The organism is Microcoleus sp. T2B6, assembly GCF_036700475.1.
In the GTDB taxonomy this organism is placed as follows: Bacteria; Cyanobacteriota; Cyanobacteriia; order Cyanobacteriales; family Microcoleaceae; genus Microcoleus.
Window position 1 is genome coordinate 1 of the sequence record NZ_JAUBOZ010000107.1, and the last position, 26,202, is coordinate 26,202.

Consider the following 26,202-nt stretch of genomic DNA (forward strand, 5'->3'; position numbering starts at 1 on the left):
AGATTGACGGGTGGCGACGCACCTTACACGGGCTAGAAGATTGTGTGTACCACATCTACATGGAATATGCTGTAAATGAACAATTAACAATCGAATTAAGTTGATTATGCGACAAAGATAGGGACTTTCTAACGCCAAATAACTTGTGATAAGCTGATGCACCTCAGCTTAATATCATGTCCGATAGATTGACCATAATATCCCGGCAGGGCGGGTTTTTGAGATTGTTAATTATTGGCAGATATTGTTGGTGAACCCGCCCCTACCTGATACCATTTCTCTAAAATCGTGCAACACTCTTCGACCCCCCCTAACCCCCCCTTGCAAAGGGGGGGAACAAGAATACTGTTGCATTCTTTTTTAAAATTGGTATGATTTGGGGTAATCGACCGGACATGATATAATTCTTACTTTTTTATATCGCATTACTCGGAAATCTCTGCTTCAAGACAGGCATTACCGGACAAGGTTTTTGCTCCTGTAAATTCTCTGGTTTGTTCCAAGTAAAAGGCCCTTTTTTCTCCGCCGCCATCCACAACAAACTTTTTGCTCGCGTCATCGCCACGTAAAGCAGTCGAAACTCTTCTGCTGTTTTCAAATAACCTGCTTGTTCCCACGCTTCGCCTAGATTTGGTAAAGGATATTTTTCGTGCAAACTTGCTCGAATTTGTGCTCTCGCTACCTCTGCTAAAGTGAAATCTCCTAAAAATCGGGTTTGCGGCAAAACTCGCAAATTTCCGGGGATGGTTTGTTCGTGCAGAAACGGCAAAAATACGCAATCCCAATCCAATCCTTTAGCTTTGTGCATGGTAATAATTGTTAGTTGACCTTTGCTGGTATAGCGTTCTTCTATTTTGTCGTCTGCATCCACAGGTTCAAATCTTTCGGAACTGACAATTTCGCTAAGTACACCCAAAATATTCCGCATTGAATTGTTGCCGGCTGTTTGGATTGCTACTCGTTCTGCTAATTTGTCGGCGGTGGCTAATTCTGTTTGGTCGTATTGCAGCGCTAAGGCTAAGAATGAAATGATTTGGTAGGGTGGCAGTTCTAAGCTAGCTTGCAGCAAACCGCAACAAAAATAGCGACATTTGCGAACTGGATCTGACTGCTGCGGGTCTAGGGGGCCTGGGTAAAGAAATTGTTCGGGGCTGGTAGCAAAAGCATTGTAGTCTTGTTTGGGAATCAGTTGCCGATCGCTCAAAATCTTTAACGCTGCTTTCAGGTAGTCTGGAGAGTGGGGGCGATCGAGAAATTGCAGCAGTGTTAAGATTTCCCAAGGTACTTGAGAATGTCTGTCGCGTTCTCCGACATCCTCAATTTTAATCCCGTATTTACGCAAATCAAAGCTTAATCCGTGTTTTTGAGGATTTTCCAGCACTTCTTTGATAAACTTACCTTGTTTGTTTTCCCGCACCAAAATAGCCATCGATTTCAGATTTTCTAACGGCAATTTTGCGCTATTTTCCCCCTCGCTAGCTTCCGTGCCTGAATGGATAGCTTTTTCATTTATTGCGAATTCAAAATCTGCCGGTAAAAATTCTTCTACTAACTGAATTACCCGCTTGCCAATTAACTCAACTGTATGGTAAATATCACGGGGAGTATGCAATTCTAAGCCTCGACCAATGGGAGCCGGATTTGCATTTTGCTGCGGGTCATTGCTGGGTACTGGCTTAATAGTTTGGTCGCGAAAAGGCTTTTCATTTTTCGCTAATTCCGAAGCATTTACCCATTGCAACATAAAGTTAGCGGCCTCGATAATTACTTGGGTGCTGCGGCCTGCACCGTCCATTGTCGCTAACTTATTCTCTACTTCGCACTCATCACAAAATTGGTTAAAATAAATCGGGTCGGCGGGAGTGAAAGTAGAATTAATCGCTTGATTTGGGTCGCCAACTCTGATAAAATTGGGAGGTAAAGTAGGATGATCGGGATCGATCGCCAATGTTTCCAAAAGCCGAGTCTGCAAAGGTGTAGAATCCTGCGCTTCGTCCTCAAAAACAGCAAATACTTGCTTTTGCTCGATCGCCCTCGCCCTCGGATTTTCCAACACCCGTAAAGCTGCTAAAATCATCTCGTCATAATCGATGAATTCCCGACTCCTCAACAAAGCCTGATATTTTTGATATAAACCCCCAGCTACTGCTAGAATCTCATAACCATCCCCAGTATCAAGAGCGCTCATTTCTAACAACTGTTCGGGAAACAAACCAGAAGATTTCGCCTCGTGAATCACAGTTTTAGCTACCTGCGGCAAAATTTCCGTCCGCAAAACCGATTGTCGCCGCAGCCTCTCCGTTTCCTCTCCGTCGAATTGCTGTCCTTCCAACAAAACTTGATATCTGCGGGGATTTTCGGCAATCCAAAGTTCTACACAGGTGCGAATTAATCGGTGACTTTGAGTGGGAGTAACTAAGGTTGAATTTTCTAAATTTAAACCCGACAAATCGGGATGGCGCATCGCAATATTCAAAGCTAAACCGTGCAAAGTGTGCACCGCAAAACCGCCTTGAGATAAAGACAATTGGGCCAATCTTTCCCGAATTTTAGCTTTAATATTAGCAGCAGCCGATCGGGTAAATGTCACGACAATTAACTGGCGGCGGCTGTGAAGCCCGTTGCGGGCGATCGCAATTGCCGACGCAGCAGCCATTCCCGTAGACTTCCCGGCCCCCGGAACCGCCGAAACAGCAAGGGGGCCGCCTTTCCAATCCGCCATGTCCTGCTGCCCCGCACGCAAGCTTTCGCGAATTTTAAGGCAAGCTTGTTCTCGCAAAACTGCGGCAGAGTCTAACCCAGAGGAAATGTTGCCAGGGCGATCGATCTGGGTTGTCGATCGCATAAAATCAGAATCAAATTCATCAGTCATTATTACATCCGCGTTTATCTGCGTTCATCTGCGGTTAAAAATAAAAAAATCTGCAACCTCTACCGTTTCCATTTCGGTATCGGCTAAACTAACACGATCTATTCGAGCTTAAATTAAAACCAGCATAAAATTCAATACCCAAGCCTTTTTTAGAGGAGTCACCCAAATGAAAACTCACCTCAAAATCAATTCCCCCCCGCACCCAGGGCTGTTTCATTCTCACCAAAAACGAGGTTTTTGTAGGGGTAGTGCCCCCGTGCCTACCCCCGCCACCAACCAGCGCATGGGGGTTTCAGGCCAAAAGGGCCGGCACGGGGGCGCGGCCCCTACCAAGAATGAAACCGCCCGGCCCCCGCACCAGCCAAACCCAAACTCAGCCAACAACAGCACAACTCGTTTTGCTGTTGCGGTATTCTTAACTTTATCTTCAGCCATTGCTTTGCCTAGCTGCGGTGGAGCTACATCCAGCAGCCATGAAAACCAAGTTGCCGCATCGGCTCCACAATCGGCACCAGCACCGGAGCCAGCAGCCCAAAGGTCAAAAACTCCTGGTGCATCAAAAAAAGCAGCAGAAACGACCGCAACCCGTCCCCAACTGATTAAAAAAGCCCAACTCAGCGTAGTTGTCAAATCTATTGACGCCAGCACTAAATCTGTTACTAATATTGTCGAAAAACAGCAAGGCGATATCTTGGGTTTCCAAAATCAAAAGCCTCCGGATTCCAGTGTCCGCCAAACCGCGTCTGTGGAGATTCGCGTACCTCAAGAACGTTTAGAAACAACTTTAGACGCTTTGGCAAAACTCGGAACTGTAGAGAACCGTTCTCTGACGGCTGAGGATGTTACCAATCAATTAGTTGACAGCGAGGCTAGGCTGCGGAACCTCCGCAAATCGGAAGAAATGGTGTTAAAAATTATGGAGCGATCGGGTTCGGTCGGGGATGTGCTCAAAGCTTCTCAAGAGTTGAGCAAGATTCGGGAGTCGATCGAACGCATTGACGCTCAGTTAAAAAGTTTGCGAAATCAAGTAGCCTATTCGACTATTAGCTTAACTCTAGAAGCAGCAGTATCGGCTCAACAAACTCAGGAACCTTCTCTAGGTTTGCGGGCGCAGGAAACTTGGGGGAAAGCGACTCATTCTGTGGGTGAATTGACGCTCGGTTTGTTTGGTTTGGGTATTTGGCTGTTGGCTTACAGTCCTTATTTGCTGTTAATTGGGGCTGCGGTTTACGGCTTTAATCGATTTAAGAAACAGCATTCTGTTCCGACAATTCAAGAACCGAAACCGCCTCAGTAGTCATTAGTCATTAGTCAGTAGTCAGTAGTCAGTAGTCAGTAGTCAGTAGTCAGTAGTCAGTAGTCAGTAGTCAGTAGTCAGTAGTCAGTAGTCATTAGTCATTAGTCAGTAGTCAGTAGTCATTAGTCATTAGTCAGTAGTCATTAGTCATTAGTCAGTAGTCATTAGTCATTAGTCAGTAGTCATTAGTCATTAGTCAGTAGTCAGTAGTCAGTAGTCATTAGTCATTAGTCAGTAGTCAGTAGTCATTAGTCATTAGCCATTAGTCATTCCACCCACATAAAATTTATCTATTGTGGAACAGCAGGAAAACCCGTTCTTAACACCAACGACAACTGCCAACTGACAACTGCCAACTGACAACTACCAACTGACAACTGCCAACTGACAACTGACAACTGACAACAGTCAACTGACTAATCATCAATTTGCCATCCATCTTTGGTATAGTCTTCATCCACAATCTTTTTCGGACGCATCACCAGAACAACTCGCCCCAATATCGGAAAATCAGGGGATTGTTCAAACCAGTACAATTCTAAATTGCCAGCGTTATCGGCTAGGAAATAACTCTCAGCATCCCACTGTCTTTGGGCTCGATCGGCAATAATCAAAACTTCTTCAACTTTGCCTTGCAGCGGTACCGGCAATTTATCGCTCATTTCCAAAACCGCCACCGGATCTTCAGCGTTCAAAATTACCTGCCATCCGGGAATCGCCACCCAAGCTCCGGCTCCAGAAAATTTTACCATTCGGAACGGCTCGATTTCCTCCGGCAAAGGCACTGCCAGCAAATCTCTCGTAGAAAGCGGCAATTTGCCCACAACCGGGACAATCCGGGGCAATTGTTCCTCGGTATCGAGCCTGTAGACAGGCAGGCGGGGCGCTTCTCGTCTCGGAACTACGGTAAAATCGACGAGCAACTGCTCGATTTGCGCCCTAGCGGTTTGGCTGCTAGCTAATTTTAAACCGCGAGCAATTAAGCGCGATCGCTCTTGCAAATCGCTTTTCTGTCTCGCCAATTGCCAGCATTGGTAAGCCATAGCATCGCCGGGAGTGTCTGTGAACCCTTGGGGAAGACTCCCGAAGTGCGAAAACTCCTTGATCGCTTTAGCAACTTGGCGAGCATCGTCAACATCCAAATTGTGGGTTAGCATCAAACCAGCCGCCCCGGCCCGCTCTACTTGAGAGAGAATCCGAAACTCGTATAAGATATCGCTACCTTTTTTTAAGAAGTGCGATCGAACTTCCTCTGAAGCCCCAGCATTGACCATGCTGGTGTAAACTTGGGCTGCGACGCTTACTTGATTTTGCTGAATTGGCTCAAAACCAGTTTCTTCAAAAATCCTTTGAGAGTTGTAGCCAGCTTTTAGCAGTGCTGTGCAGGCTTGTCCCCACTCTACCCAAGTGCCTTCTTTTCGGCGGAGCGAGCGAATTAACTTTTCGGCATCCACAGCATTGGTGGAGGGTGCAGATGCAGGAGGGGAGGAATCTTGCGGTGTATCAGTCATAATTGAATCAAAAACTAGCGCTAAGTTATGTGTGATTGGATACCGGCAAGGCTCGTGTCGCGGCAGAGCGATAGATTAATAGTAAGTGAGTTATGAGACTATTGTTACCGGAAAACGAGAGGAAAGCCCCCGACTTCAGGCGTGGGGATGAACTCGGCAGCGGATGCGGCCGCCTACAGTCTTAGAAAAATCCTGGTTGATTTCTAAAAGCATGATATGATTATATCATGCTAACAGTAACTCACGAGTACAAACTACGTCCAACCAAATCTCAAGTTCAAATATTTGAGATTTGGTTGTCTGTTTGTCGTCAGGTTTATAACTATGCCTTGCGAGAACGGAAAGATTGGGTGAATTCTCGTAAGTCTTCTGTTAATGCTTGTTCGATAGTTGGTGAGTATATTATCTCACCGGATACTCCTAGACCAACCTATGCTAGTCAGTGCAAAGGTTTGGCAGAAGCTAAGAAGCATTGTCCCGAATTAAAGACCCCTCATTCGCAAGTATTGCAGCAAACTTTAAAGGCTTTAGAGTCGGCATTTGTGGCAATGTGGGAGAGAGGGCATGGGTTTCCTCGCTTCAAAAAACGGATGCGATCGTTTGTTTTCCCGGCTGTAAAGGATGCAGCAGTGGAGAATGGAAAGGTTAACCTGCCTAAGATTGGGTGGGTAAGGATGAAAATGTCTAGACCCACACCAGAGGGTTTTATACTCAAGCAAATTAGAGTAGTTAAAAGGGCATCAGGATATTTTGTCATGCTGACCTACCAGTTAGCAGTCAACCTGCCCGCTCGCCCACCGTCAGGACATCCATTAGGGGTAGATATTGGGCTTGACAAATACCTCGCAACTTCAGATGGAGAATTAGTCAACAGACCGAGATTTTTTCAGGCACTTCACCGCGAGTTGAAATCACTGCAGCGAAGATTAAAGCATCAAAGAAAAGGGTCTAATAATTGGCTTGATCTCCAGAAAAAGATAGCTAGAATTCATCAAAAAATCAGTGATACCAGAAAGGATTGGCACTATAAATTAGCTCATCGGTTATGTGACCAAGCAGGAATGATATTCGTTGAGGATATCAATTTTAAGGCTTGGGCAAAGGGGATGTTCGGTAAACATACTCTCGATGCAGCCTATAGTCAATTCTTCTCGATTCTGTCTCATGTGTGTTGGAAGCGCGGGGTGTATTTTGCTCGTGTTGATAAAAACTATACGAGTCAAATTTGCCCCCAATGTGGAACCCATACTGGTAAGAAAACCTTGGATGTCAGAATCCATAGTTGTCAGTCGTGCGGGTACACCACTGATCGCGATACAGCAGCAGCACAAGTAATTAGAGACAGAGGTATCCTTGCGGTCGGGCAGCCCGTGAGTAAAACTGCTTCTGGAGGCGTTCTATCGGCGATCGATAGTAATATCGGTCTAGAGTCGAGCCTTTGAGAGAAGAATCCCCCGCATTCTATGCGTGGGGAGTGTCAAAGAATAGTTGCTCGCCTAAATGTACAAAGGGGAGTTTATCGTATTGTTATGGATAATGCCATTTCAGAGCTAGATCAAATTAAACGCCAGCTCATGACCCTACACAGACCGAAAAAGCCCAAAATGCTGGTAGTAGACGACGAACCAGACAATCTGGATTTACTCTACCGCACTTTCCGACGAGATTTTAACGTTCTCAAAGCTGAGAGCGGAATTCGCGCCTTGGAAGTCCTCGGCATCGAAGGCGAGGTCGCCGTCATCATTTCCGACCAGCGGATGCCCGAAATGAAGGGAACGGAGTTTTTGAGCAAAACCGTGCCTCAGTTTCCGAATACGGTCAGAATTATCTTGACTGGTTTTACGGACATTGAAGACTTGGTGGATGCGATTAACTCAGGACAGGTTTATAAGTATATCACCAAGCCTTGGGACCCGAACGAACTGAAAATGGTGGTGCAAAAGGCGGCCGAGACTTATGAAATTCTCAAGCAGCGGACTGAGGAATTGGATCGCGCTCAAAATCAAATACAACTGTTAGCAACAATCATGCAAACGGCTGTGGATTATCCGAGTTTGGAAGCAAGTTTAGATCCAATTGCTACTGCTATAAGTGATAATTTTTTGGCGGACTTTTGCATTTTGCAACTGGTGGAAGGAAATGTTTTAATCCCAGTCCAAGGCTGTCACACCACGGGTTCAACTGTGGAAAATTGGCTGGCGGATGACCCTCTGGTTCGAGAAGCAATTACCTCTCAAACTATTCAGGGTGTTGTGAATATTGGACTCGACACAAACCTAGCGAGTTTGCCGCACTATCAGAAATCCGGCATTCAAGCTCACCTGAGCATCCCGGTTAGTCACAAAGGTCGATCGATCGCCCTGATTTCCATGCAGTGGAAGCAACCTTGTTCCCTGCGCCCCGACGAACTCACAACAGTTCACCTCGCAGCTCAAGAAGTTGCTTTGGTATTGACGAGTTTTCAGGGTCATTAGTCATCAGTCATCAGTCATCAGTCATCAGTCATTAGTCATCAGTCATTAGTCATTAGTCATCAGTCATTAGTCATCAGTCATCAGTCGGCTCTGTGTCTTGAGTCGAAAATGATAGCCAACCAATGATTAAAGACAACATATCACCGATCGCTAACAAATAAAAAAGCATTAATGACTGGCGACAGCATGACATGAATGGACGGATTAATTATTAGTTCCGGCTGACAAATCACCTTTTCCCCAATCACCTTTTCACCTTTTCCGCAATGACAAATGACCAATGACTAATAACGCCGAAGAAATTAAAACTATATTTAATCGAATTGCACCAGTTTACAACCAATTGAACGACTGGTTGAGCTTTGGGCAACACCGGATTTGGAAGCAAATGACGGTGAAATGGAGCAGTGCGAACCCCGGAAATACTTGTTTAGACTTGTGCTGCGGTAGCGGGGATCTAGCTTTGTTGCTGGCTAAACAAGCAGGGCCGACCGGTTGCGTATTTGGAGTAGATTTTTCCCCCGAACAATTGGCCGTGGCGGCCAGGCGCGATCGACCTTTTCTCACGCCTGCAAGCCCCATTTCCTGGGTAGAAGCTGACGCCCTAGACTTGCCTTTTGCTGACAATTACTTCGACTGCGCCACAATGGGTTACGGCCTGCGTAACGTGACTGACATCCCCCGCAGTCTTCAGGAATTGCACCGCGTCCTCAAACCCGGTGCCAAAGCAGCTATTCTCGACCTCCACCGCCCCAGCAATTCCCTAATGCGGAGCTTCCAGCAGTTTTATCTAGACACTCTCGTAGTGCCCATTGCTCAGCAATTTGGCATGACTCAAGAATATGCCTACATTAATCCTAGTTTAGAAAAATTCCCGATCGGCGAGCAGCAAGTCGCGATCGCCAACAAAGCCGGATTTGCCGCCGCCACCCACTACCCCATTGCCGGAGCTATGATGGGAGTATTGGTATTAGTCCGTTGACTGTTGTCAGTTGTCAGTTGTCAGTTGTCAACAGTCAACAGTTAACAGTTAACAGTCAACAATCAACAATTCCCAATTCCCAATTATTGATGAATCCGTCTGACATTTGGCTGTTGTTGGCCCCACCTGTAGTGGGAGGAATTATTGGCTATTTCACTAACGATATAGCTATCAAAATGCTGTTCCGCCCGTATCGAGCTATTTACATCAAAGGGCGGAAGTTGCCTTTCACTCCAGGCTTGATCCCCCGCAACCAAGAGCGCTTGGCAAAGCGAATTTCCGATACAATTATGGGTTCGCTGCTGACGCCGGAGGAACTGCAAAACTTGGCGCGCCGCCTCCTGCAAACCGAGCGGATGCAGTCGGTGATTCTCTGGTTGTTGCAGTTGGCGCTGGATCAGGTAAAAGCAGACGCAGAGCAAAAAACGGCTAAAATTCTCGCTAACATTCTGCGAGATTTGCTGGGGGAATCTGTGCCGCGAATTCTCAAAGTGTTGGCGCGCCGGGAAGATTTTTTAGAAGCTCAGCTTAATCAAATTTTCGATCAAGTTTTGCTGGAGATTCAGCTTACGGAATCTCAGGCGGCTCAGCTTGCTGAGTGGTTGTTGCAGGTAGTAATACCCCCGGAAGTGCTGCGGCAGGCTTTAATTGACTTTTTGACGGATCGCAATATTTCGATCATCGATGAAGGGTTTCGAGAAAAAACGAGCGGCACTTATTGGGTAGTAGCAAATTTGTTTGGTTTGCGGAACACTTTAACTCGGCTGCGGACTTTTTGTCTGGATGACAGAGAAGCCACAAATCAGCGCTTAGCAGAGTTAACTATTTCTTTGGGGATTCGCGGGCGAATTCAGGAATGGCTGCAAAATTTGTCGATGCAAAATTTACCGGTTTCGACTGTGAGACAGTTGCGAAAAACTATGCGCGACAGTGTTCGCAGCTATGTTCAGCAGCGGGGTACAGATGTACTTGAGGGGTTGAGTAAATCTATTGACTGGGAAAATATTTCGCGGTTGATTCTCAATCGCTTGCAAACTTCAGCGGTGATGAGCGCTTCCCTCGGAATTGTCAGCAAAGAACTTGCTTTGGTTTTAGAGCGTTATTTAGAGCGGGATTTAGAAAATATTGTAGCTCAGGCTATCCCGATTTTGAATATTGACCAGGTGATTGTCGATCGAGTGAAAGGTACTTCTCCTGAAGAGTTGGAGTTAGCAATTCAGGGAATTGTCCAAAGCGAGTTGCAGGGAATTGTAAATTTAGGAGGCATTTTGGGTGTTTTTGTCGGCTGTTTACAGACAGTTGTGATTTGGATTCAGCGGTGATTTGTTTCGGCAGTTATGAGATATTTGTTCTAGTCTAATATTCACTCTCTCTGGCGCACCCAGTACCAAAAACCGGTTTTTCGCTAGTATTTGCTACCTAAGCCAGAGGATTTTTGGTAGAAACCGGGTTTTTGTGGCCCAATCCTAATTTACTTATTTTCTAAATCTATGCCAGCCCCCAATTCGGACGATCGCACAAACATCCCAAAAAACCCGCGCAACCTCAGCCGCCAACAATACGAGCGTTTAACTGCAGAAATGGCCACTCCCTACCGGCCTCTGCGACAGTTTGTCTATGTAGCTTGTGGCGCTTCGGGCTTTATCGGCGGCTTGGTTTTCCTCGCTAAAATTGCCTCTGGGCGGGAAATTGGTTCTGCTTTGCCCAATTTTGCCCTCCAAGTCGGAGTTGTGGCTCTGATGGTGTTCCTGTTTCGCTGGGAGCAGCGCGCCGAGAGCCGATCCCCGAAGTCGAAGTAACAAAAATTTACAAATCGAGACAAAAATCTATCTGAGGCAAGGAAAAGTTATAAATATAAAGAAATTATTATGAAATCGTGGTTTCCCAGCGATCCCTGTAATACTAAGAATGTGGCTTCAATTGGGGTCAGCAAATTTAAAGGCCCTAATCATAAACCGCTTGTCATTCGTTCAATTGGGGTCAGCTTTCATAAAGACCCTAAATATATAAAATAAATTTAAGCCCAGCGCCAGCCTTCACTGATAGAAGAGCTGGCGTTAGGCATTTTGCTAGGATCGGGATCTTGGGAGAGAGAATCATATCAATTTCGGTTGCACCGTCGGTGATTGTTGACAGTTGAACAGTTGACTGTTGACTGTTGAATCGTGGTCGCAAAACTGAATGGTTGAGGGTTATCAGTAGGGTGTGCACCCTGTACAGAGAGGCCGGTACAAGCGCCCTGAACCGAGTTTTTTGCCTAGCATCCGATATAGGTAATACCAGTTCCCAAAAATCATGCACCTGTAGACTGGCGATCAAAACCACGATCGTCATCAGTCATTCGCCAATCTAAAATCTAAAATCTAAAATCTAAAATGCTATAAGGGCTGGGGCCATAGAATAATTTGGTATTTCCCCAAGACCTTAGCCTGTGCAGTAACTAATGAGATGTGTCAAAGTCTAAGTAGAAAAAGATGTTGGGAGATTTTACTATGGGCCGATCATTTTTCAAAGGGCGGTGGACACTATTTTTAGCAGCAGGCGCGGGAATTTTATTTTACAGCAGTGCTGCGGAGGCTGCCGAAAAGGTAGTGCTCAAATACAGTGCGATCCGAATGACTTTACCCGTCAGCGAATTAGAAAGTTTTGCAGACACTGGGAAAATGTCGCCCGCGTTAGAAATGCTGCTGGGAAAAGCAAAAAAAGACCCCGAAGCGGTTCGCAACAGTCTGACGAGACCGGTGAAAGTCAGTCAAAGCTTTTTGGATCAGACGCTTAAGAGCAAGGTTGGGGAAATAATTCTCGATGAGGTGGGTCAGGTAATTCGCACTCCTTCTGGGAATGCAAATCGAGAAGCTTTGAGATCTGCCTTGGTGCTGTCTGCAACTAATGATAACGAGATTACCCTGCTGGAAGCGATGAAGAATTATCCTACTCCAGAAGTTTATGTTGAGGGCGATCGCTTAGTTGAAGCTTACGGCAAACTTGTAGCTTTGTCAGAACAATTGGGCGGGGTTTCAGAACGGCTGCAAGACATTTTGAACAAGATTCGTCTGCCTAGATTGTAGTGGATTTGGTCAAGGACGCTTGATTGCTTCGAGCGATCGCAGAATATTGCTGAACCTGCATCTACAGGGGAGTTACCTTTTTTTGTGCAAAATTTGCCTAATTTTTACACGAGTTAAAACAAAATCTAACTCCCGGCAAGCTTCAAACTAGACGGTAATCAGTCATTCCTAATTTTAAAATTAAAAATCAAAAATCAGATAACTTCGCTGTTAAATCTATATCGGGATAGATGTTCGACAGTTTACGAAAAGTTGATCGAGAAGTACCCGTGTTTTTATTAGACCTCTTGCAAAAATAATTAGGACGGGCTCTGGGGCCCATCCCACAAGAAAAAATAACTCTTGTGGGATGGGCCCCAGAACCCGTCCCATCAATTGAGGAAAAGGATTTTTGCAAGAGGTCTATTGAATAAAGTATTTAAAACACAAAATGCAGGCCAGAGCTTGTGTATCGCCCATAAACTGAAATACGATCGGGTTGACATTGCATATCATCTATCTTAAGATAGAGAAAGTCTGTCCGAGTCAGGGAAGTATTTGAACCAAAAAAAGCGGGTCAGAGCTTGTGTATCCCCCATAAACTGAAATAAGAGGGGGTGGACATTGCCGATTATCTATCTTAAGATAGAGAAACGCTGTCAGAGTCAGGCGCTTGGGGAAAAACGGCTGGTCATTAGTAAGCTCGTGCTATAACAGATGCCATTGCACAACGCATTCCCCAAAACTCTTGACTAAAAAAAATTGAAAAAAAAACGGTGAGAGACTGCATTAATTGACAGCACCTCAAATCCCAATAAAATCTTACTTTTCAGGGTAGTAAACTTTCACTCCATCGACTCTATTTACTTGGTAACACTAGCAACATGAACAACAATCCTATTCGTTCAAAAGACCGTTTCTTGGTTTTCGGCGCTCCAGCGATCGAAGATGCTGAAATTCAAGAAGTGGTGTCAACCATGAAAACAGGTTGGTTGGGTACAGGCCCTAAAGTCATGAGTTTTGAAAATGAGTTCAAAGCTTACAAGGGTTCCCAGTACGCGATTTCAGTTAATTCCTGTACGGCGGCACTGCACTTGAGCATCCTCGCTGCTTCGTTAGAACCGGGGGATGAAGTCATTACTACTCCCATGACTTTTTGCGCTACAGTTAATGCGATCATCCACGCTGGGGCAACACCGGTACTGGCGGATGTAGATCCGGTGACAATGAATATTGACCCGGATCAAGTCGAAGCTAAAATAACTTCAAAAACTAAGGCAATTTTGCCGGTTCACTTCGCAGGTCGTCCCTGCGATATGGATGCGCTTTGCGAGATTGCTAGCCGTCACAACTTGAAGTTAATTGAAGACTGCGCTCACGCGATCGAAACAGAGTACAAGGGACGGAAAGCAGGCACATTTGGCGACTTCGGATGCTTCAGCTTTTATGTTACCAAAAACATCACGACGGGCGAAGGAGGAATGATTCTGGCAGGCCGTCAAGAAGATGCAGACAGGCTCAAAATTTTAGCGCTGCACGGTATGAGCAAAGATGCTTGGAAGCGCTTCGGAGACTCGGGTTACAAACACTACCAAGTGGTAGAGGTCGGTTTTAAATACAATATGATGGATCTGCAAGCTGCGATCGGCATTCATCAAATGAAACGAATTACTCCTTATTGGCAGCGACGGGAGCAGATTTGGCAGCGCTACAACGAAGCATTTGCGGATCTGCCGATTACTTTGCCCGCGAAGGTCGAACCGGATACAATTCATGCTTATCACCTGTACACCATTCTGGTAGATGAAGCCAAAACAGGAATCAGCCGCGACGAGTTTCTCAACGCTATGAATGCTGAAAATATCGGTGTCGGCGTACATTACATGAGTATGCCGGAACATCCTATCTATCAAGAAATGTTTGGATGGCAGCCGGAAGACTATCCGAATGCTAGCTACATCGGACTGCATACAATTAGCTTGCCGATTTCGGCAAAACTAACAGATGCAGATGTGGAAGATGTAATTGCTGCTGTTAAAAAATGTTTGGCGATCGGCAAATATCGGACTCGATTAAAGGTAACAGCAGCCCAAGCCGCCTAGACTCTTAGCCACAAAACAATGTGAAACCTCTCCGGGTCGTCACCATCTATTCAAGGACTGCTCACATTCAGTACCCTAAAATTTTACACCCTCTCAACGTAGTGGAACTGGAGTTTTTGGTTGATACATCTAGACTTTTTTGGGGTATCCCTAAACTATATTTGTATCTATTAAAAATTCTGAGAAATTAAATGTCTGGGGTGCCGAATGTGAGTCCAAATTCTGTGAACCTAGATTTTGTAAAGCGAGCATTTATTGAAATCACCGACTACCTATCCCAAAAAAATGGCAGGGCGTGGGTTCCGCCAGCTAATTTTTTTTATCAGGAACAAACAAGCGATTGTTTAGCACATTTCAATTTGTCGAGTTGCTAAGGAAAAGAATCAATAATGAATAAACAGATTGGCTACTTTATTCCTGAATTTCCCGGACAAACTCATACTTGGATATGGCGAGAATATCAAGCAATGCTCGATCTTGGTATGAAACCTCACATGATATCAACCCGCCGTCCGCGCACTAAAGTTGTACATACTTGGGCTGAGAAAGCGCAAAGTATGACTGATTATTTGATACCCTTTGAGACCAAAGATTTTGTGAATGTTCCCATAGAACTCATCAAAGCTGGCCCGATTGCCTGGTGGCGCTGCCTCAGTGTAATTGCTAATACTAAAAATCTCTCCTTTTCTCAAAGGCTTTACTATTTGGTATGGGTTGTTATGGGGGCTAAGCTAGCTTGGCTTGCCAGAACCCAGGGCTGGTCTCACGTCCACGTTCATTCCTGTAGCAATGCTGCTAATATTGCCCTATTTGCCTCCATACTTTCGGACATCACTTATAGTCTGGCTCTTCTCGGTCAGTTAGAAGATTTTGGGCCCAATCAAGAACAAAAATGGAAACATTCTGCTTTTGCTTCTGTAATGTCTAAACAACTCCTCAATTCTGTCAAAGATGAGCTGGCAGGCTTCTTGCCCAAGGATGTGAGGGTGTCACCAGTCGGTGTAAATCTCGATGAAATTAAGCGTGAAACTCCCTATACTCCTTGGCAGGAAGGCAGTCAATGCCGAATTTACACTTGCGGCCGTCTCAATATAGCCAAAGGACAAAAGTACCTGATTGAGTCAATTAAGTTGCTTCGACAACAAGGGTTTGATGTCCGCTTGCAGATTGCTGGGGAAGATGCAGAATCGGGTAATGGCTACCGTCAAGAACTCGAGAAATTCATTCAAGAGCAATCAATGTCTGATTATGTTGATCTGCTTGGTTCTGTCTCAGAAGAACGAAATCGCCAAGGTTATCAAGAGGCTGATATTTTTGTTTTACCCAGCTTGAAAGAGGGAATTTCTGTAGCTGTTATGGAAGCAATGGCTATGCAAACTCCTGTAGTAGTGACGCAGGTGGGTGGAATGGCGGAACTGATAGATAACGGTGTTGACGGTATGCTAGTCCCGCCGGAAAATCCCGAAAAAATGGCAGAGGCCATAGCAAAATTGCTAAAGGACAAAGAATTAACGTTGAGCCTGATTCACAAATCACGACAGAAGATTGCTGCTAAATTCCACCATCGGCGTAGTGCTCAGATATTACTTGAATCCTTGGAGGAACTCAGTTCACGGGGTGAAGAACAGGTTGAAAGCATTGCTGCGTCAAGGTTTTTAGTTAAATGACCAAGCGAAAATATCTTCGCGGGCATGAGCAAAACTTAAGTGCCAAATAGTTCGCTAAAATTAACCATAGTTAATCGCCCTTGAGGAAGTTCTATGTTGGCCGTTAAACGAGCGCTCAAACTCAATAACAACGAAGCGACTTTGATGGCAAAACACGCAGGATTCCGGCGCGTAGTATTTAATTTTGGGTTAAGCTTGCGGACTCAAATGTATAGCGAGGGGAAACTTACAGACTCGAAGGTACTCAACGAAGTCAAAAAAGTTCTCACCAACCACGTCAAGAAACAGCCTGAATTTGCTTGGATGAACCAGTTGTCTAGCCGAGTCTACCAAAACGCATTAATTGACTTGAAAGATGCGTTTAGTCGATATCGTTTGGGGAAAGCAGGTCATCCAAAATTCGCCAGTCGCCGAAACGGTCAATCTTTTAGGGTCGATTCATCCAATGGGAAAGTGTGGCTTTGTGCTGGCAACACAATTAAGATTCCTACCTTGGGAACGTTTCGTCTTCACGAGCCACTAGAATGCGGTTACGTGTCTCAAACTTTCACTATCTCAAAAAAAGGAAGTCGCTGGTTTGTATCATTCTGTGTTGATGCAGAACGTCTACCTGTTGAGCAATCTCAGGCAGCCGTGGGAATCGATGTAGGTATTAAATATGTGGCCACCCTGTCAAACCAGCAAGTCTTTGACGCACCAAAACCGTTGAACCAAGCGAAAACCAAGCTTGCCACTTTACAGCGAAAAGCGTCCAAGCAGGTAAAAGGTTCCAATAACCAGTGCAAAACCTATAATAAAATTAGCCGACTTCACGCCCAAATAGCTTGTATTCGCTCAGATTTCCTTCACAAGTTAACAACTCCCACCGCTAAAAATTTTAAGCTCATCAAGATTGAAGACTTGAATATAAAAGGTATGATGGCGAATCACAAACTGGCTGGGGCAATATCCGACTTAGGATTTTACGAATTCAAGCGCCAACTTGATTACAAGTGCAAAATGTATGGAGCAACTTTAGTCCTGGTAGACCAATGGTTCCCTAGTTCTAAAACCTGTTCTAATTGTGGCACTAAAAAAGATATGCCACTAAGCATTCGGACTTTTGACTGTCCTGCTTGTGGCATCTCTTTAGATCGTGATTTCAACGCCAGCATCAACATTTTAAACTGGGAACCCTCGGCTTGAGGGGGATAGCCTACTTATCTTGGGATTAGCCGTCTACCCAACAGCGTAGGAAGTAAACTCCGAATTGTGTCTAAAGATGGCTTTAGATAAGTTTAGATAAGTTTTACAAAGCAGTCAATAAAAGAGAGTGGCGAGCGTAGAGAATCTGGTTCAACCCTATCTCGGACGATCTTATGAGTCAATAAGCCTGTCCAGAATCCGCTATCTTTTTTGAGGTTCAGGGGATTCAATGCTTTTACCATCAAGGTAAGATAGGCGTTGTCGCCCCGTCAAGGAACTCAGCTCATTTTTTTGAGTAGGTATCGATAACGTCCTAGCTCCTGAATAGAAGGAGCTAGGATATCTATGATTCATTCTAAAACGCCCTTTGTTCTGAAAAATCGTGAAATTAACGCCGTGTTTCAAGTTGGTTTTAAACATGGGGCGATGGAAAGGTACTATCGGTTACAGCATTTGGCTTGGCTGCTCTCAATAAGCCAAAGTTTCTAAAGTTTCCCGCAGATAGGAACGAACCTGCTGATCGATGGTGGCATTTTGCTGCTGACGCTCAAAATTGAGTTCTAGCTGCCAGCGTTGAAATCCTGAACTTGCGCCGATCGCGGATTTGAGACTGCCCCAGATTTCAGAATCTTCGCACAGCTCGATCGGCTCTGCGGCTTGAGGTTGTTGTGCGAGCGGTAGATAATTCGCCATATTGTTATACCTCTGTTTTAATCCCCTGTAAGGATTGAAAGCTGACCTTGACACTCTCTATTATAGATTCTTCTCTCCAAAGAGCCAACATAAAATATTCCACAACCTGCAATTAAAAATTAAATATTAAGACTATTAATAATCTCTATCCAAAGAGGGGTCTTACCTATTTTTTTACAGCATACATCTGTACAAATTAAAGTAGCTTAAACTACAATTGTCCCCCTCTTAATTTTTTATTTCACTTTTTTTCGATCGACTCTTCGGGTAGGGATGTAACGCCGTTGGTGTCAGCAGGCTTTGGGTTGACAATACTGCCGGCCGAATTCCCTATGCCGGATGCTGGCCCCATTGACTCTACGCGTGCCGCCACAGCGGCAGTTGTCTCGGCTGCCAAAGCCGGCAAAAGTCGATCGACTTGCCAAGGTGCGATCGTAAAATCCTGCCGAATTTTTTCTAAAACATGAGGCTTTGTCGCTGCAAATTCTGATTCCGGCGTCAGCAAAACCGCCATGACACTAGCCGACACCTGCAAAAACAAATTGCTAGCTAAAAAAGCAGCAACTGCCAACAACAATCCAGCCACTCGCCAGGAAGGAGGAAAGGGAGCAACCGTTGCCGCGAGGGGAGCCAATCGGTAGAGTTGCCACAAAATTATTGCCAGCAAAACAGCGATAAAAAGAGCGATTCCTTGATTTAACTTAGTTTTAAACCGAGTCAGAAGCCGGTGCTGCACAGAAGTTAAATTCTGCGGTTTCACCGCCACAACTAAAATGCTAAAAATGTAAAAAGGGCGGAACCACTGCATCCACAGCACAGGAAAAATACCTGCTACAGCCACTAAAAACATTTCTAACCAGACAGGGAGCAGGGGAGAACCCACTGCGAGTCCCAGCAAGCACACTCCCAGGAATATCGGCAGTGTAGCCGCCCCAGAAAGGTGAATCCACAAAAAAGGATCTGACCAAAAAGAACGCACTTTAAATAATTATGAGTTATGAATTAGGAGTTTTGAATCTTGGATTTTGAGATTTTGGGATGCACTCTTGACTCTGAAATCCGATGCCAGGAGTAAATATTTAGCTATCAAACCGAGGACTTACAAGCAGAAATCTGGTTTATTTCGGTAATTCTTATTTGAGGGAGCGAATTTTAAATTTTAAGCAAGGGTAAAGACGATTAGGAAGTTCTTAATTCCTTCTTCCTTCTTCTTTCGGTCAACTGTCAACTGTCAACTGTCAACTGTCAACTGTCAACTGTCAGATGAGTTTGGGAGTATTGAGTGAAGAGAAGAGTGGCGAGCGATCGGCAATTTGGTTGCGATCGCTCAAAAATTCTCTTCCCTCTCAACACTCACAACTCAAAACTATTGAGAGAGAGTCCGGCGTTTAGTAACCATCCGGTAGGCTTCAATAATATCGCCATCCGCCCAGTCGCTAAACCCGCTCAAAGAAATGCCGCATTCAAAGCCAGCATTGACTTCCTTGGCATCTTCCTTCATCCGTTTTAGGGAGTCGAGGACACCTTCATAAACGACATTGTTGCCGCGGCGCACCCGCACCTTACAGTTACGGATGACTTTGCCAGAGAGTACCATACATCCAGCCACAGCCCCGCGACCGATCGCAAAGACAGCGCGCACTTCGACTTGACCCAAAGGTTCTTCCACCAATTCGGGTTCCAGCAGACCTTCCATCGCCCCTTGAATGTCATCCAAGAGGTTGTAGATGATGCTATATTCCCGCACGTCTACGCCAGCTTGGTCAGCCGCGAGGCGAGCGTCGGTGGCCAGAGTAGTATTGAACCCGATAATTACAGCATTACTGGCTGCAGCGAGGTCAATATCCGTTTCTGTAATTTCCCCAGGAGCAGATAGCAGCAGTCGGAGTTGAACTTCTTTTTGAGGAAGTTGAGTCAGAGCGCCGACAATTGCTTCGAGGGAGCCTTGGACATCTGCCTTCAAGATCAAGTTGAGTTCCTTGAGAACGCCTTCCTTAGCTTGTTGAGAGAAGCCGCTGAGGCTGATCCGGCCGCCTTGCAGCAGGCGTGAATCTCGTCGGGAGGTAGCTCTTCCGCTTGCGATCGCCGCAGCTTCTTTTTCGTTTGCGAAGACATCAAACTCGTCTCCGGCGCGAGGAACTTCCCGCAGCCCTAGCACTTCCACCGCGAAGGATGGAGTTGCGTGTTCTACGCGATCGCCCCGGTCATCGATCATTGCGCGCACCTTGCCCAAAGCCGAGCCTGCGACCACAATATCGCCCACTCGCAGAGTGCCGTTCTGCACCAGCAGAGTTGCCACAGGCCCCCTTGCCTTGTCGAGGTGAGCTTCAATCACAGTACCCTTAGCCGGTCGGTGCGGGTTGGCGTTGAGGTCTTCCATTTCCGCGACTGTCAGAATCATTTCCAACAGCGTATCCAGGTTTTCGCCTCGGATCGCGCTGACTGGAACCATCGTGATATCGCCGCCCCAGTCATCTGCGACCAAGCCGTACTCAGTAAGCTCTTGCTTCACCCGTTCCGGCTGAGCACCCTCCTTGTCAACTTTATTGATAGCCACGACAATTGGCACTTTCGCCGCTTTTGCGTGGCTGATCGCTTCAATTGTCTGGGGTCGCACGCCGTCGTCCGCCGCCACCACCAAGATGGCGATGTCCGTAACCCGTGTTCCCCGAGCCCGCATCGCTGTAAAGGCTTCGTGACCGGGCGTATCCAAAAAGACCACCTGCTGGCTCTTGCCGTCGTGTACCACATCCACGTGGTAAGCACCGATGTGCTGGGTAATGCCCCCAGCTTCTCCCTGAGCCACCTTGGTTTTGCGGATCGAGTCGAGCAAGGTAGTTTTACCGTGATCCACGTGACCCATAATCGTTACTACTGGGGGACGGCGTTCGAGGTATTCCAAATCCGCTTCGTCCAGCATCTCGATCACTTTGATAGCTGGGGCTACTTTTTCTGGGGTTTCCACCTCTACGCCCATTTCTTCGGCTACCATCCTCACCGCTGGAATGTCCAGGGTTTCCGTAATATTTACCGCAATTCCTTTAGAGAAAAGCCGCTTAATAATTTCGGTTTCGGGAACAGCCAGAGTAAGTGCTAGTTCTTGAACAGTCATCGGCCTGCTCAGCAGCAGCTTTTCTGGACGTTCTACCTTAGCTTCGGCTGTTTTGCCCCGGTTGCCGCGTCCCCCGCTCGAGCCTGAAGAACTTTTATCGTGAGAAGGGCCTGGTCTCTTATTTTTTCCGCTGCTTCCGGGTGCGCCCGGAGTTGGTGTTGACTTGGGTGCTGCTTGTCCCTTCGCTTTCGCTGGGCGGGCTAGGGACAGGCTGACCGTGACTGGTGCTGGCAGATCCAAGCCGTTTTCTAAGTCATCGTCATCCTCGTCTATGGGTTTGAGGCGAGAACGTTTTGCCTTAACAGCTTTAGCAGCTTTGGCAGCATCTGAGTTTTCGTCATCATCTTCTTCCCAAATGACCGATGTCTTTTTGGCAGGACGAGGGAGGGAGGGCCTTTCGAGGAGAGTAATCCCCAGCAACGGCGTATTATCTTCTTCATTGTCATCCGTGTCATCCCCTGCAGCTCCGGTGTCACCGCCCCGGCTACGCAGCCCGGTAGCTGACGTTGCGGGGGCAAGGCTCCGGCGCGGCCCACCGGGTTGGGGTCGATCGGCCAGTGGAGTTTTGACTGGGCCACCAGCGCCTTCCCGGCGCGGTCTTTGCGCGTCGCGAGATTCGGTACCTCCCGGTGCAGGTCTGCTGGGGCGGCTCGGTTTAGCCGGCGCTTCCAGAGTTTCTGACTGTCCTGATTGCTCTTGCTCGCTTTTTGCAAGTTTGAGTACCGGCTTGTTCCCCAGATTTTGTGGGGTACGGCTAGCGGACTCGGACGCCCCTCTGACTGGCGGCGACGTGAGTTTGGCCGAGGGCGCGGGAGGGGCGATCGGCGGTTGCTGGATGCGTTCTGGAGCCTTTTCCGACGGCGGTTGAGGTGCCGCCGGTGCCTGCGCTTGGACGGTTGTTTCCGGGGCGATCGCACCTACATTTTCCGACACTTCTGACGGAGCCGCCGACACAGCGACATTTGGCTTCGACAGTACAGGTCGATTGATATTCGGTTTAGCTGGAGGCTGGAGTTGTTGAGCTGCAGGCGACTTGGGAGGAGTTGCCACGGTTGCCGTCGGCTGATTTTTGTTCTCCTCGTTGCCTGCAGGCTGGGAGTTTGCACCAGCCGGTCGTACTTTTGGACTGCGTATTTCTAAAATTTGCTGCTTTTTTTGTTGGTCGTTAGGGTGAGGGCCAGATTCTCTAGATGGCGCGGCTGCTCTTTCGGGTGGAGCTGGCTTGCCGGGGGAAGAGTGGCTACTGGCTACGTATTTTTCCGCCGTTTTGCGAATGCGCTCTGCTTCGGATTCTGTAATTGTGCTGCTGTGGCTCTTGACTGAAATATTGAGCCGCTCGCAAACTGCCAAGATGTCTTTATTATCCAAATTTAGTTCCCGTGATAATTCGTAAATTCTTACTTTGCCGTTGTTCATCCACTCTGCCCTCTTTTGTGCCAACCAGTTTTTACATTGTGATTTTTTGTGCTAATGACGACATCATTCGGTGTGATTGATTCAGTGTCAGGAATCGGGGTTTTGGTACTCGCTCAGCAATTTTATCTAAAAGATGCAACTCGCTGAAGTCTGCGGTTGAAGAATTCTCAAGTCTGTTTGGGAACTTGGAACTCCGAAGTCTGAGTTTTGGCAAAACCCACTCTCTCCAGCTTCAAAGTTTGCCTTTCCACCTTGAGGATACCTCTGCTAGTACCCTACCCTTATCTAATCTGACACAAATCTTTCCAGACTGGTGGGCAGATCGGATTGGGGTTTTATAGCTGGCGCTACCGGTAATTACTGGTAGGGCTGCCAAGAGGGTTTATACAGTCGATGCCGAACTATTGTCGGTTTTTCGTCCGGCTAGGCCAGAGTAAGATGTACAGTCAGATGTGGCTAACCGCTGCCAAAGTGTTTGGTACAGTTCGTCAGACACAGACGCTTTGAGCGATCGCCCAAGTCGATTTTTTTTCTGAGCTGCTTTGAGGCATTCTGCTTCCCGACAAAGGTAAGCAGAACGGCCCATGCCACGATCTAATTGTACCTGATGAGAAGGATAGAGCCTGACTACTCGCCAAAAAGCTTCCTTAGGAGCTATTTTTCGACAACTTGCACAGCACCGGTAGTTCGGTTTCATTTCTTGTCAGAGGGGGAGTAGGGGACAAGTCCTCGTTGTCTCGCGAAGATAGAAAATCTTATGACAAGGAGTCAGAAGACAGAATTCAGAATTCAAAATACGCCATGCCTCAAGTCAGGGGTAAGGGTTACGGAAAAAATTTTTTGTGCTCCATGATTCAAATCGCGGGCTTTCAACCTCGATTCTCCATCCTGTCGCACAGAACCAATTCTGGATTCTGGCTGTTGAATTCTGAATTCTTCTTCGGTAAATGTCACAGTTTTTAGACAGCGGCTTCGGTTTCCTCCGTGGCTGCTGCCTCCTCTTGCTCAAATTCTGCGGTTTCCTCGTCGTAGTCGCCTGCTTCGTCTGCGTCGTAGTCGTCTGCTAGTTCTTCGAGCCTGGTTGCTTCTGCTGCCAATTTGCTGTCTTCGGCGGCGCGATCGTACTTAGCAATATCTTTGATATCGATTTTCCAACCTGTCAGGCGGGCTGCGAGGCGGACATTCTGACCTTCTTTGCCAATGGCAAGACTCAGTTGGTCTTCAGCGACCAAAATGTGAGCTCTCCTGCCTTCTGGAGCAACTAAACGCACTTCATCTACTCTAGCGGGACTCAGAGCGTTAGCAATATAAGTTGCGGGGTCTGGAGACCAGCGGATCACGTCGATTTTTTCGCCGCGCAATTCGTTGACTACTACCTGAATCCGCGATCCCCGCGCTCCGATGCAGGCTCCTACAGGGTCTACGTCGCGATCGAGAGTATCAACTGCTATTTTAGTCCGGGGGCCGACGTGCCGGGATGGCGGATTTGCCTCCCTGGCTACGGCGACAATCCTCACCACCCCGTCTTCTATTTCTGGTACTTCGTTAGCAAACAGGTAAACCACCAAACCTGCGTCCGCTCTAGAAACAAGTAACTGCGGCCCACGAGTTGAGCCTTCGCCTACTTTTTTGAGATAAACCTTGAATGTAGCGTTTGCCCGGTAATTGTCGTTGGGCAACTGTTCGCGCTTAGGGAGTTCGGCATCTACTTCTGGCTGACCGAAGCTGCTGGTAACTGCTAAAATTACCGACTGCCTCTCAAACCTGAGCACTCTTGCTTGAAGAACGGTTTCTTCTAAATCTTTAAACTCTTCTTGAATCATTTTGCGCTGTTGGTCGCGCAGTTTTTGAGCGAGAACTTGTTTGGTCTGGATCGCGGCCATGCGACCAAATTCTTTTTGATTTGGTGTTACATCTACGAGCACGATGCTCCCCGGCTGAGCTTCCGTGGCTACTTCTTGCACTTCCGAAAGTGAGATTTCGTGATCGGGATTGATGACTTCTTCGACAATAGTTTTGTTGGCTAAAACGCGGAAACCTTCTTGTTCTGCGTCGAGTTCTACATCAAAGTTGTCGAAGTATTCTTCGCTGAAGTGATCGAGTTTTTGGGTACGGCGGTAGCGTTCGTATCCTTTGAGCAGGGCTTCTCGCAAGGCTGCTTGGACGGCGTGTTTGGGTAAATTGCGTTCTTTGCTAATGCCTTCGACCATTTCTTTTAGTCCGGGCAGGGGAACCATTGACATATAAAACTCTCCTTTTTTGCTGTGGTAATAAGTAACTGGTAATCGGTAATTGGTACTGGGAAATTCTCGAGAAAGAGTGATGACCAATGATTGATGAGTTACTGGATAGGATTAGGGAAGCTAGGTGCTGTAACAATTTATTTGTTGTTCCTCTTCAACCCGCTGCTACAGATGTGATTGTTAAAAATTAACTCGCAGCCAAGCGTTTTCAGCTTGCTGCGAGGCAATCTCAAAACTCAAATCGGGCGGGCACAGGGGCACCGCCCCTACAACTCAAAACTCAAAATTTCCCTTTACATCTCCTTTCCTTCGTCTAGTTCAACTTTGACAATCTGAGGGCGGGGAATTTTAACCTGTCGCCCTTTTTGATTGAGATAAACCGCTGTTTCATCCCGGCCCAGGAGTAGTCCTTTCCACTCTTTGATTCGCGAGTCGGGTTCGGTGGTTTTGGCTGTCACGGGGAAACCTTTAAAGGTAATAAATTCTCGATCGCTGCTGAGCAATCGGGATATTCCGGGACTGGAAATCTCTAGCACGTAGGCATCGGGTATGATGTCGGCTGCCTCTAACTCGGCATCGAGGGCTGTGCTCATGCGCTCGCAGTCGGCTAAACCAGTGTCTTGTTGGAGGTTGCGGATGTCTACCCGCAAGACGGGAGGATTTTGGTTGGTGTGAAACACTGCTCCCACTACTTCCAATCCCAGTGTTTCCGCAACGGGGGTAGCTAAGTCAATGATTTGTGGGATTAGGGGATGAGTCATATCGAATACTTAAGTTAAAACTCCTAAACTCGGACACGGCAAGGAAAAATTTGTTGTTGAGATTGCTTGGTTTTGAGGTGGTTTGATTAGGTGGCTGCGACTTTCGTCTTCAACTTTGGGACTTACCCAACATCCCAGCAGGGATCTCAAGCGGGGGGGTACCCCTACTAAATCAGTCCTCAACTTGCAAGTCAGACGCCCTGAGCTCTTTTCCTGCGACTAATGCAACAAAAAAAGTGGGCTTGACCCACTCCTAGGTAAAACAATTTCTTCCAAGAAGTTTGAGGACTTCTTCCGATCGAAGGCAGGCCTCAGTTCTCAGTTTAGCTCGATCGCCCGCCCGGTGACAAACCGATCGCCATCGGCGGACTGTCCGAGGGCAGAAGGGGAGAGATCACAGGGGGAATAAGGACGACTTCATCACAGTTTTGGAGTGGGGTGGGGCGTGTGGCAAATTCCTGGTTGATACCCAAGCGGGTGCGATCGATCTGAGAGGTTGCACCATTCTCGCTTAACAGGCTTTCCGGCCTGTTCCACAAAGAGTAGATTTTCTTGTGGAACAGGCCGGAAAGCCTGTTCCTAAAAAGCTTATTGACAATGGTGCAAGATGTGCGATCGATCCTAGAACAGGGGGGAAGTGGCACTCAGGCGTTCTAGGACTTGCGATACGGGAGTTGCTTTGGGAAATTCTAATTTCCCTTCGGACAAGCCCTCTGCTTCTTGATAGGCGGCCAAGAGTTTGACAGTGATGGTGATTGGTAGATTAGGATCGCGAATTAAATAACTTACAATTTTAATTGTTATTGTGGGATGGGCGTCCCGCCCGTCCTTTTTGGACGG

Annotated in this window: 20 protein-coding genes; 10 read left to right on the plus strand and 10 right to left on the minus strand. The window is 46.9% G+C overall.

Going from position 1 to position 26,202, the window contains the following annotated elements:
* Positions 1 to 415 precede the first annotated feature (415 nt).
* Positions 416 to 2,872: an ATP-dependent helicase gene (locus QUA00_RS30300; RefSeq protein ID WP_333412157.1), complete on the minus strand. Its 2,457-nt coding sequence runs from the start codon at positions 2,870 to 2,872 to the stop codon at positions 416 to 418.
* 166 nt (positions 2,873 to 3,038) lie between these two features.
* Here QUA00_RS30300 and QUA00_RS30305 point away from each other — a divergent pair, with 166 nt between their 5' ends.
* Positions 3,039 to 4,169 carry a DUF4349 domain-containing protein gene (locus QUA00_RS30305; RefSeq protein WP_333412158.1) on the plus strand — a complete coding sequence of 377 codons (1,131 nt, stop codon included), beginning with the start codon at positions 3,039 to 3,041 and terminating at the stop codon, positions 4,167 to 4,169.
* Between the two features lie 416 nt (positions 4,170 to 4,585).
* Here QUA00_RS30305 and QUA00_RS30310 read toward each other — a convergent pair whose 3' ends face one another.
* On the minus strand, positions 4,586 to 5,680 hold the full coding sequence (locus QUA00_RS30310; RefSeq protein ID WP_333412159.1) for a RuBisCO accumulation factor 1: 1,095 nt from the start codon (positions 5,678 to 5,680) through the stop codon (positions 4,586 to 4,588).
* A gap of 227 nt (positions 5,681 to 5,907) precedes the next feature.
* Between QUA00_RS30310 and QUA00_RS30315 the strand changes: the two genes are divergently transcribed.
* The 9 genes from QUA00_RS30315 (at position 5,908) to QUA00_RS30355 (ending at position 17,137) form a co-directional block, all read left to right on the plus strand.
* On the plus strand, positions 5,908 to 7,122 hold the full coding sequence (locus QUA00_RS30315) for a transposase (RefSeq protein ID WP_333412160.1): 1,215 nt from the start codon (positions 5,908 to 5,910) through the stop codon (positions 7,120 to 7,122).
* Between the two features lie 87 nt (positions 7,123 to 7,209).
* A complete protein-coding gene (locus QUA00_RS30320) occupies positions 7,210 to 8,154 on the plus strand; it encodes a response regulator (protein ID WP_333057724.1) in 945 nt (314 codons plus the stop codon).
* A gap of 280 nt (positions 8,155 to 8,434) precedes the next feature.
* Positions 8,435 to 9,136 carry a bifunctional demethylmenaquinone methyltransferase/2-methoxy-6-polyprenyl-1,4-benzoquinol methylase UbiE gene (ubiE, locus tag QUA00_RS30325; protein ID WP_333412161.1) on the plus strand — a complete coding sequence of 234 codons (702 nt, stop codon included), beginning with the start codon at positions 8,435 to 8,437 and terminating at the stop codon, positions 9,134 to 9,136.
* Between the two features lie 89 nt (positions 9,137 to 9,225).
* Positions 9,226 to 10,458 (plus strand): DUF445 family protein, encoded by a 1,233-nt coding sequence (locus QUA00_RS30330; RefSeq protein ID WP_333147200.1) that lies wholly within the window; start codon positions 9,226 to 9,228, stop codon positions 10,456 to 10,458.
* Positions 10,459 to 10,626: 168 nt separating this feature from the next.
* Positions 10,627 to 10,935, plus strand: a complete 309-nt coding sequence (locus QUA00_RS30335) for a DUF3493 domain-containing protein (RefSeq protein ID WP_333192803.1) — start codon at positions 10,627 to 10,629, stop codon at positions 10,933 to 10,935.
* A 693-nt stretch (positions 10,936 to 11,628) separates the two neighbouring features.
* The gene (locus tag QUA00_RS30340) at positions 11,629 to 12,204 is read left to right on the plus strand and encodes an alpha/beta hydrolase (protein WP_333412162.1); all 576 of its coding nucleotides are present in this window, start codon (positions 11,629 to 11,631) and stop codon (positions 12,202 to 12,204) included.
* A gap of 863 nt (positions 12,205 to 13,067) precedes the next feature.
* Positions 13,068 to 14,285, plus strand: coding sequence for a DegT/DnrJ/EryC1/StrS family aminotransferase (locus QUA00_RS30345; RefSeq protein ID WP_333147182.1), 1,218 nt, complete (start codon positions 13,068 to 13,070; stop codon positions 14,283 to 14,285).
* Positions 14,286 to 14,674: 389 nt separating this feature from the next.
* Entirely contained in the window at positions 14,675 to 15,952 is a 1,278-nt protein-coding gene (gene epsE / locus QUA00_RS30350) for an exopolysaccharide biosynthesis GT4 family glycosyltransferase EpsE (RefSeq protein ID WP_333412163.1), read from the plus strand.
* 93 nt (positions 15,953 to 16,045) lie between these two features.
* Positions 16,046 to 17,137 (plus strand): RNA-guided endonuclease TnpB family protein, encoded by a 1,092-nt coding sequence (locus tag QUA00_RS30355; RefSeq protein ID WP_333412164.1) that lies wholly within the window; start codon positions 16,046 to 16,048, stop codon positions 17,135 to 17,137.
* A gap of 468 nt (positions 17,138 to 17,605) precedes the next feature.
* On the opposite strand, the gene QUA00_RS30360 is transcribed toward QUA00_RS30355, so the two are convergent.
* The 8 genes from QUA00_RS30360 to QUA00_RS30395 all read right to left on the minus strand — a co-directional run.
* Positions 17,606 to 17,830 carry a hypothetical protein gene (locus QUA00_RS30360; RefSeq protein ID WP_333309025.1) on the minus strand — a complete coding sequence of 75 codons (225 nt, stop codon included), beginning with the start codon at positions 17,828 to 17,830 and terminating at the stop codon, positions 17,606 to 17,608.
* A 241-nt stretch (positions 17,831 to 18,071) separates the two neighbouring features.
* Positions 18,072 to 18,809: a low-complexity tail membrane protein gene (locus QUA00_RS30365; protein WP_333309023.1), complete on the minus strand. Its 738-nt coding sequence runs from the start codon at positions 18,807 to 18,809 to the stop codon at positions 18,072 to 18,074.
* Between the two features lie 387 nt (positions 18,810 to 19,196).
* Positions 19,197 to 22,358, minus strand: a complete 3,162-nt coding sequence (gene infB / locus QUA00_RS30370) for a translation initiation factor IF-2 (RefSeq protein ID WP_333412165.1) — start codon at positions 22,356 to 22,358, stop codon at positions 19,197 to 19,199.
* Positions 22,359 to 22,740: 382 nt separating this feature from the next.
* Positions 22,741 to 23,055 carry a YlxR family protein gene (locus tag QUA00_RS30375; RefSeq protein ID WP_333152294.1) on the minus strand — a complete coding sequence of 105 codons (315 nt, stop codon included), beginning with the start codon at positions 23,053 to 23,055 and terminating at the stop codon, positions 22,741 to 22,743.
* Positions 23,056 to 23,317: 262 nt separating this feature from the next.
* Positions 23,318 to 24,601, minus strand: a complete 1,284-nt coding sequence (gene nusA / locus QUA00_RS30380) for a transcription termination factor NusA (RefSeq protein ID WP_333320125.1) — start codon at positions 24,599 to 24,601, stop codon at positions 23,318 to 23,320.
* A 293-nt stretch (positions 24,602 to 24,894) separates the two neighbouring features.
* Entirely contained in the window at positions 24,895 to 25,362 is a 468-nt protein-coding gene (rimP, locus tag QUA00_RS30385; protein ID WP_333040953.1) for a ribosome maturation factor RimP, read from the minus strand.
* Between the two features lie 323 nt (positions 25,363 to 25,685).
* A complete protein-coding gene (locus QUA00_RS30390) occupies positions 25,686 to 26,006 on the minus strand; it encodes a hypothetical protein (protein ID WP_333412166.1) in 321 nt (106 codons plus the stop codon).
* Positions 25,984 to 26,202: hypothetical protein (locus QUA00_RS30395; protein WP_333412167.1), on the minus strand; the 219-nt coding region annotated here is incomplete at its 5' end. The genes QUA00_RS30395 and QUA00_RS30390, both read right to left, overlap by 23 nt.

Coding starts and splice junctions, on each gene's coding strand:
- QUA00_RS30300 (WP_333412157.1), bottom strand. CDS start 2,872: ATGACTGATGAATTTGATTCTGATTTTATGCGATCGACAACCCAGATC.
- QUA00_RS30305 (WP_333412158.1), top strand. CDS start 3,039: ATGAAAACTCACCTCAAAATCAATTCCCCCCCGCACCCAGGGCTGTTT.
- QUA00_RS30310 (WP_333412159.1), bottom strand. CDS start 5,680: ATGACTGATACACCGCAAGATTCCTCCCCTCCTGCATCTGCACCCTCC.
- QUA00_RS30315 (WP_333412160.1), top strand. CDS start 5,908: ATGCTAACAGTAACTCACGAGTACAAACTACGTCCAACCAAATCTCAA.
- QUA00_RS30320 (WP_333057724.1), top strand. CDS start 7,210: ATGGATAATGCCATTTCAGAGCTAGATCAAATTAAACGCCAGCTCATG.
- ubiE (WP_333412161.1), top strand. CDS start 8,435: ATGACTAATAACGCCGAAGAAATTAAAACTATATTTAATCGAATTGCA.
- QUA00_RS30330 (WP_333147200.1), top strand. CDS start 9,226: ATGAATCCGTCTGACATTTGGCTGTTGTTGGCCCCACCTGTAGTGGGA.
- QUA00_RS30335 (WP_333192803.1), top strand. CDS start 10,627: ATGCCAGCCCCCAATTCGGACGATCGCACAAACATCCCAAAAAACCCG.
- QUA00_RS30340 (WP_333412162.1), top strand. CDS start 11,629: ATGGGCCGATCATTTTTCAAAGGGCGGTGGACACTATTTTTAGCAGCA.
- QUA00_RS30345 (WP_333147182.1), top strand. CDS start 13,068: ATGAACAACAATCCTATTCGTTCAAAAGACCGTTTCTTGGTTTTCGGC.
- epsE (WP_333412163.1), top strand. CDS start 14,675: ATGAATAAACAGATTGGCTACTTTATTCCTGAATTTCCCGGACAAACT.
- QUA00_RS30355 (WP_333412164.1), top strand. CDS start 16,046: ATGTTGGCCGTTAAACGAGCGCTCAAACTCAATAACAACGAAGCGACT.
- QUA00_RS30360 (WP_333309025.1), bottom strand. CDS start 17,830: ATGGCGAATTATCTACCGCTCGCACAACAACCTCAAGCCGCAGAGCCG.
- infB (WP_333412165.1), bottom strand. CDS start 22,358: ATGAACAACGGCAAAGTAAGAATTTACGAATTATCACGGGAACTAAAT.
- QUA00_RS30375 (WP_333152294.1), bottom strand. CDS start 23,055: ATGAAACCGAACTACCGGTGCTGTGCAAGTTGTCGAAAAATAGCTCCT.
- nusA (WP_333320125.1), bottom strand. CDS start 24,601: ATGTCAATGGTTCCCCTGCCCGGACTAAAAGAAATGGTCGAAGGCATT.
- rimP (WP_333040953.1), bottom strand. CDS start 25,362: ATGACTCATCCCCTAATCCCACAAATCATTGACTTAGCTACCCCCGTT.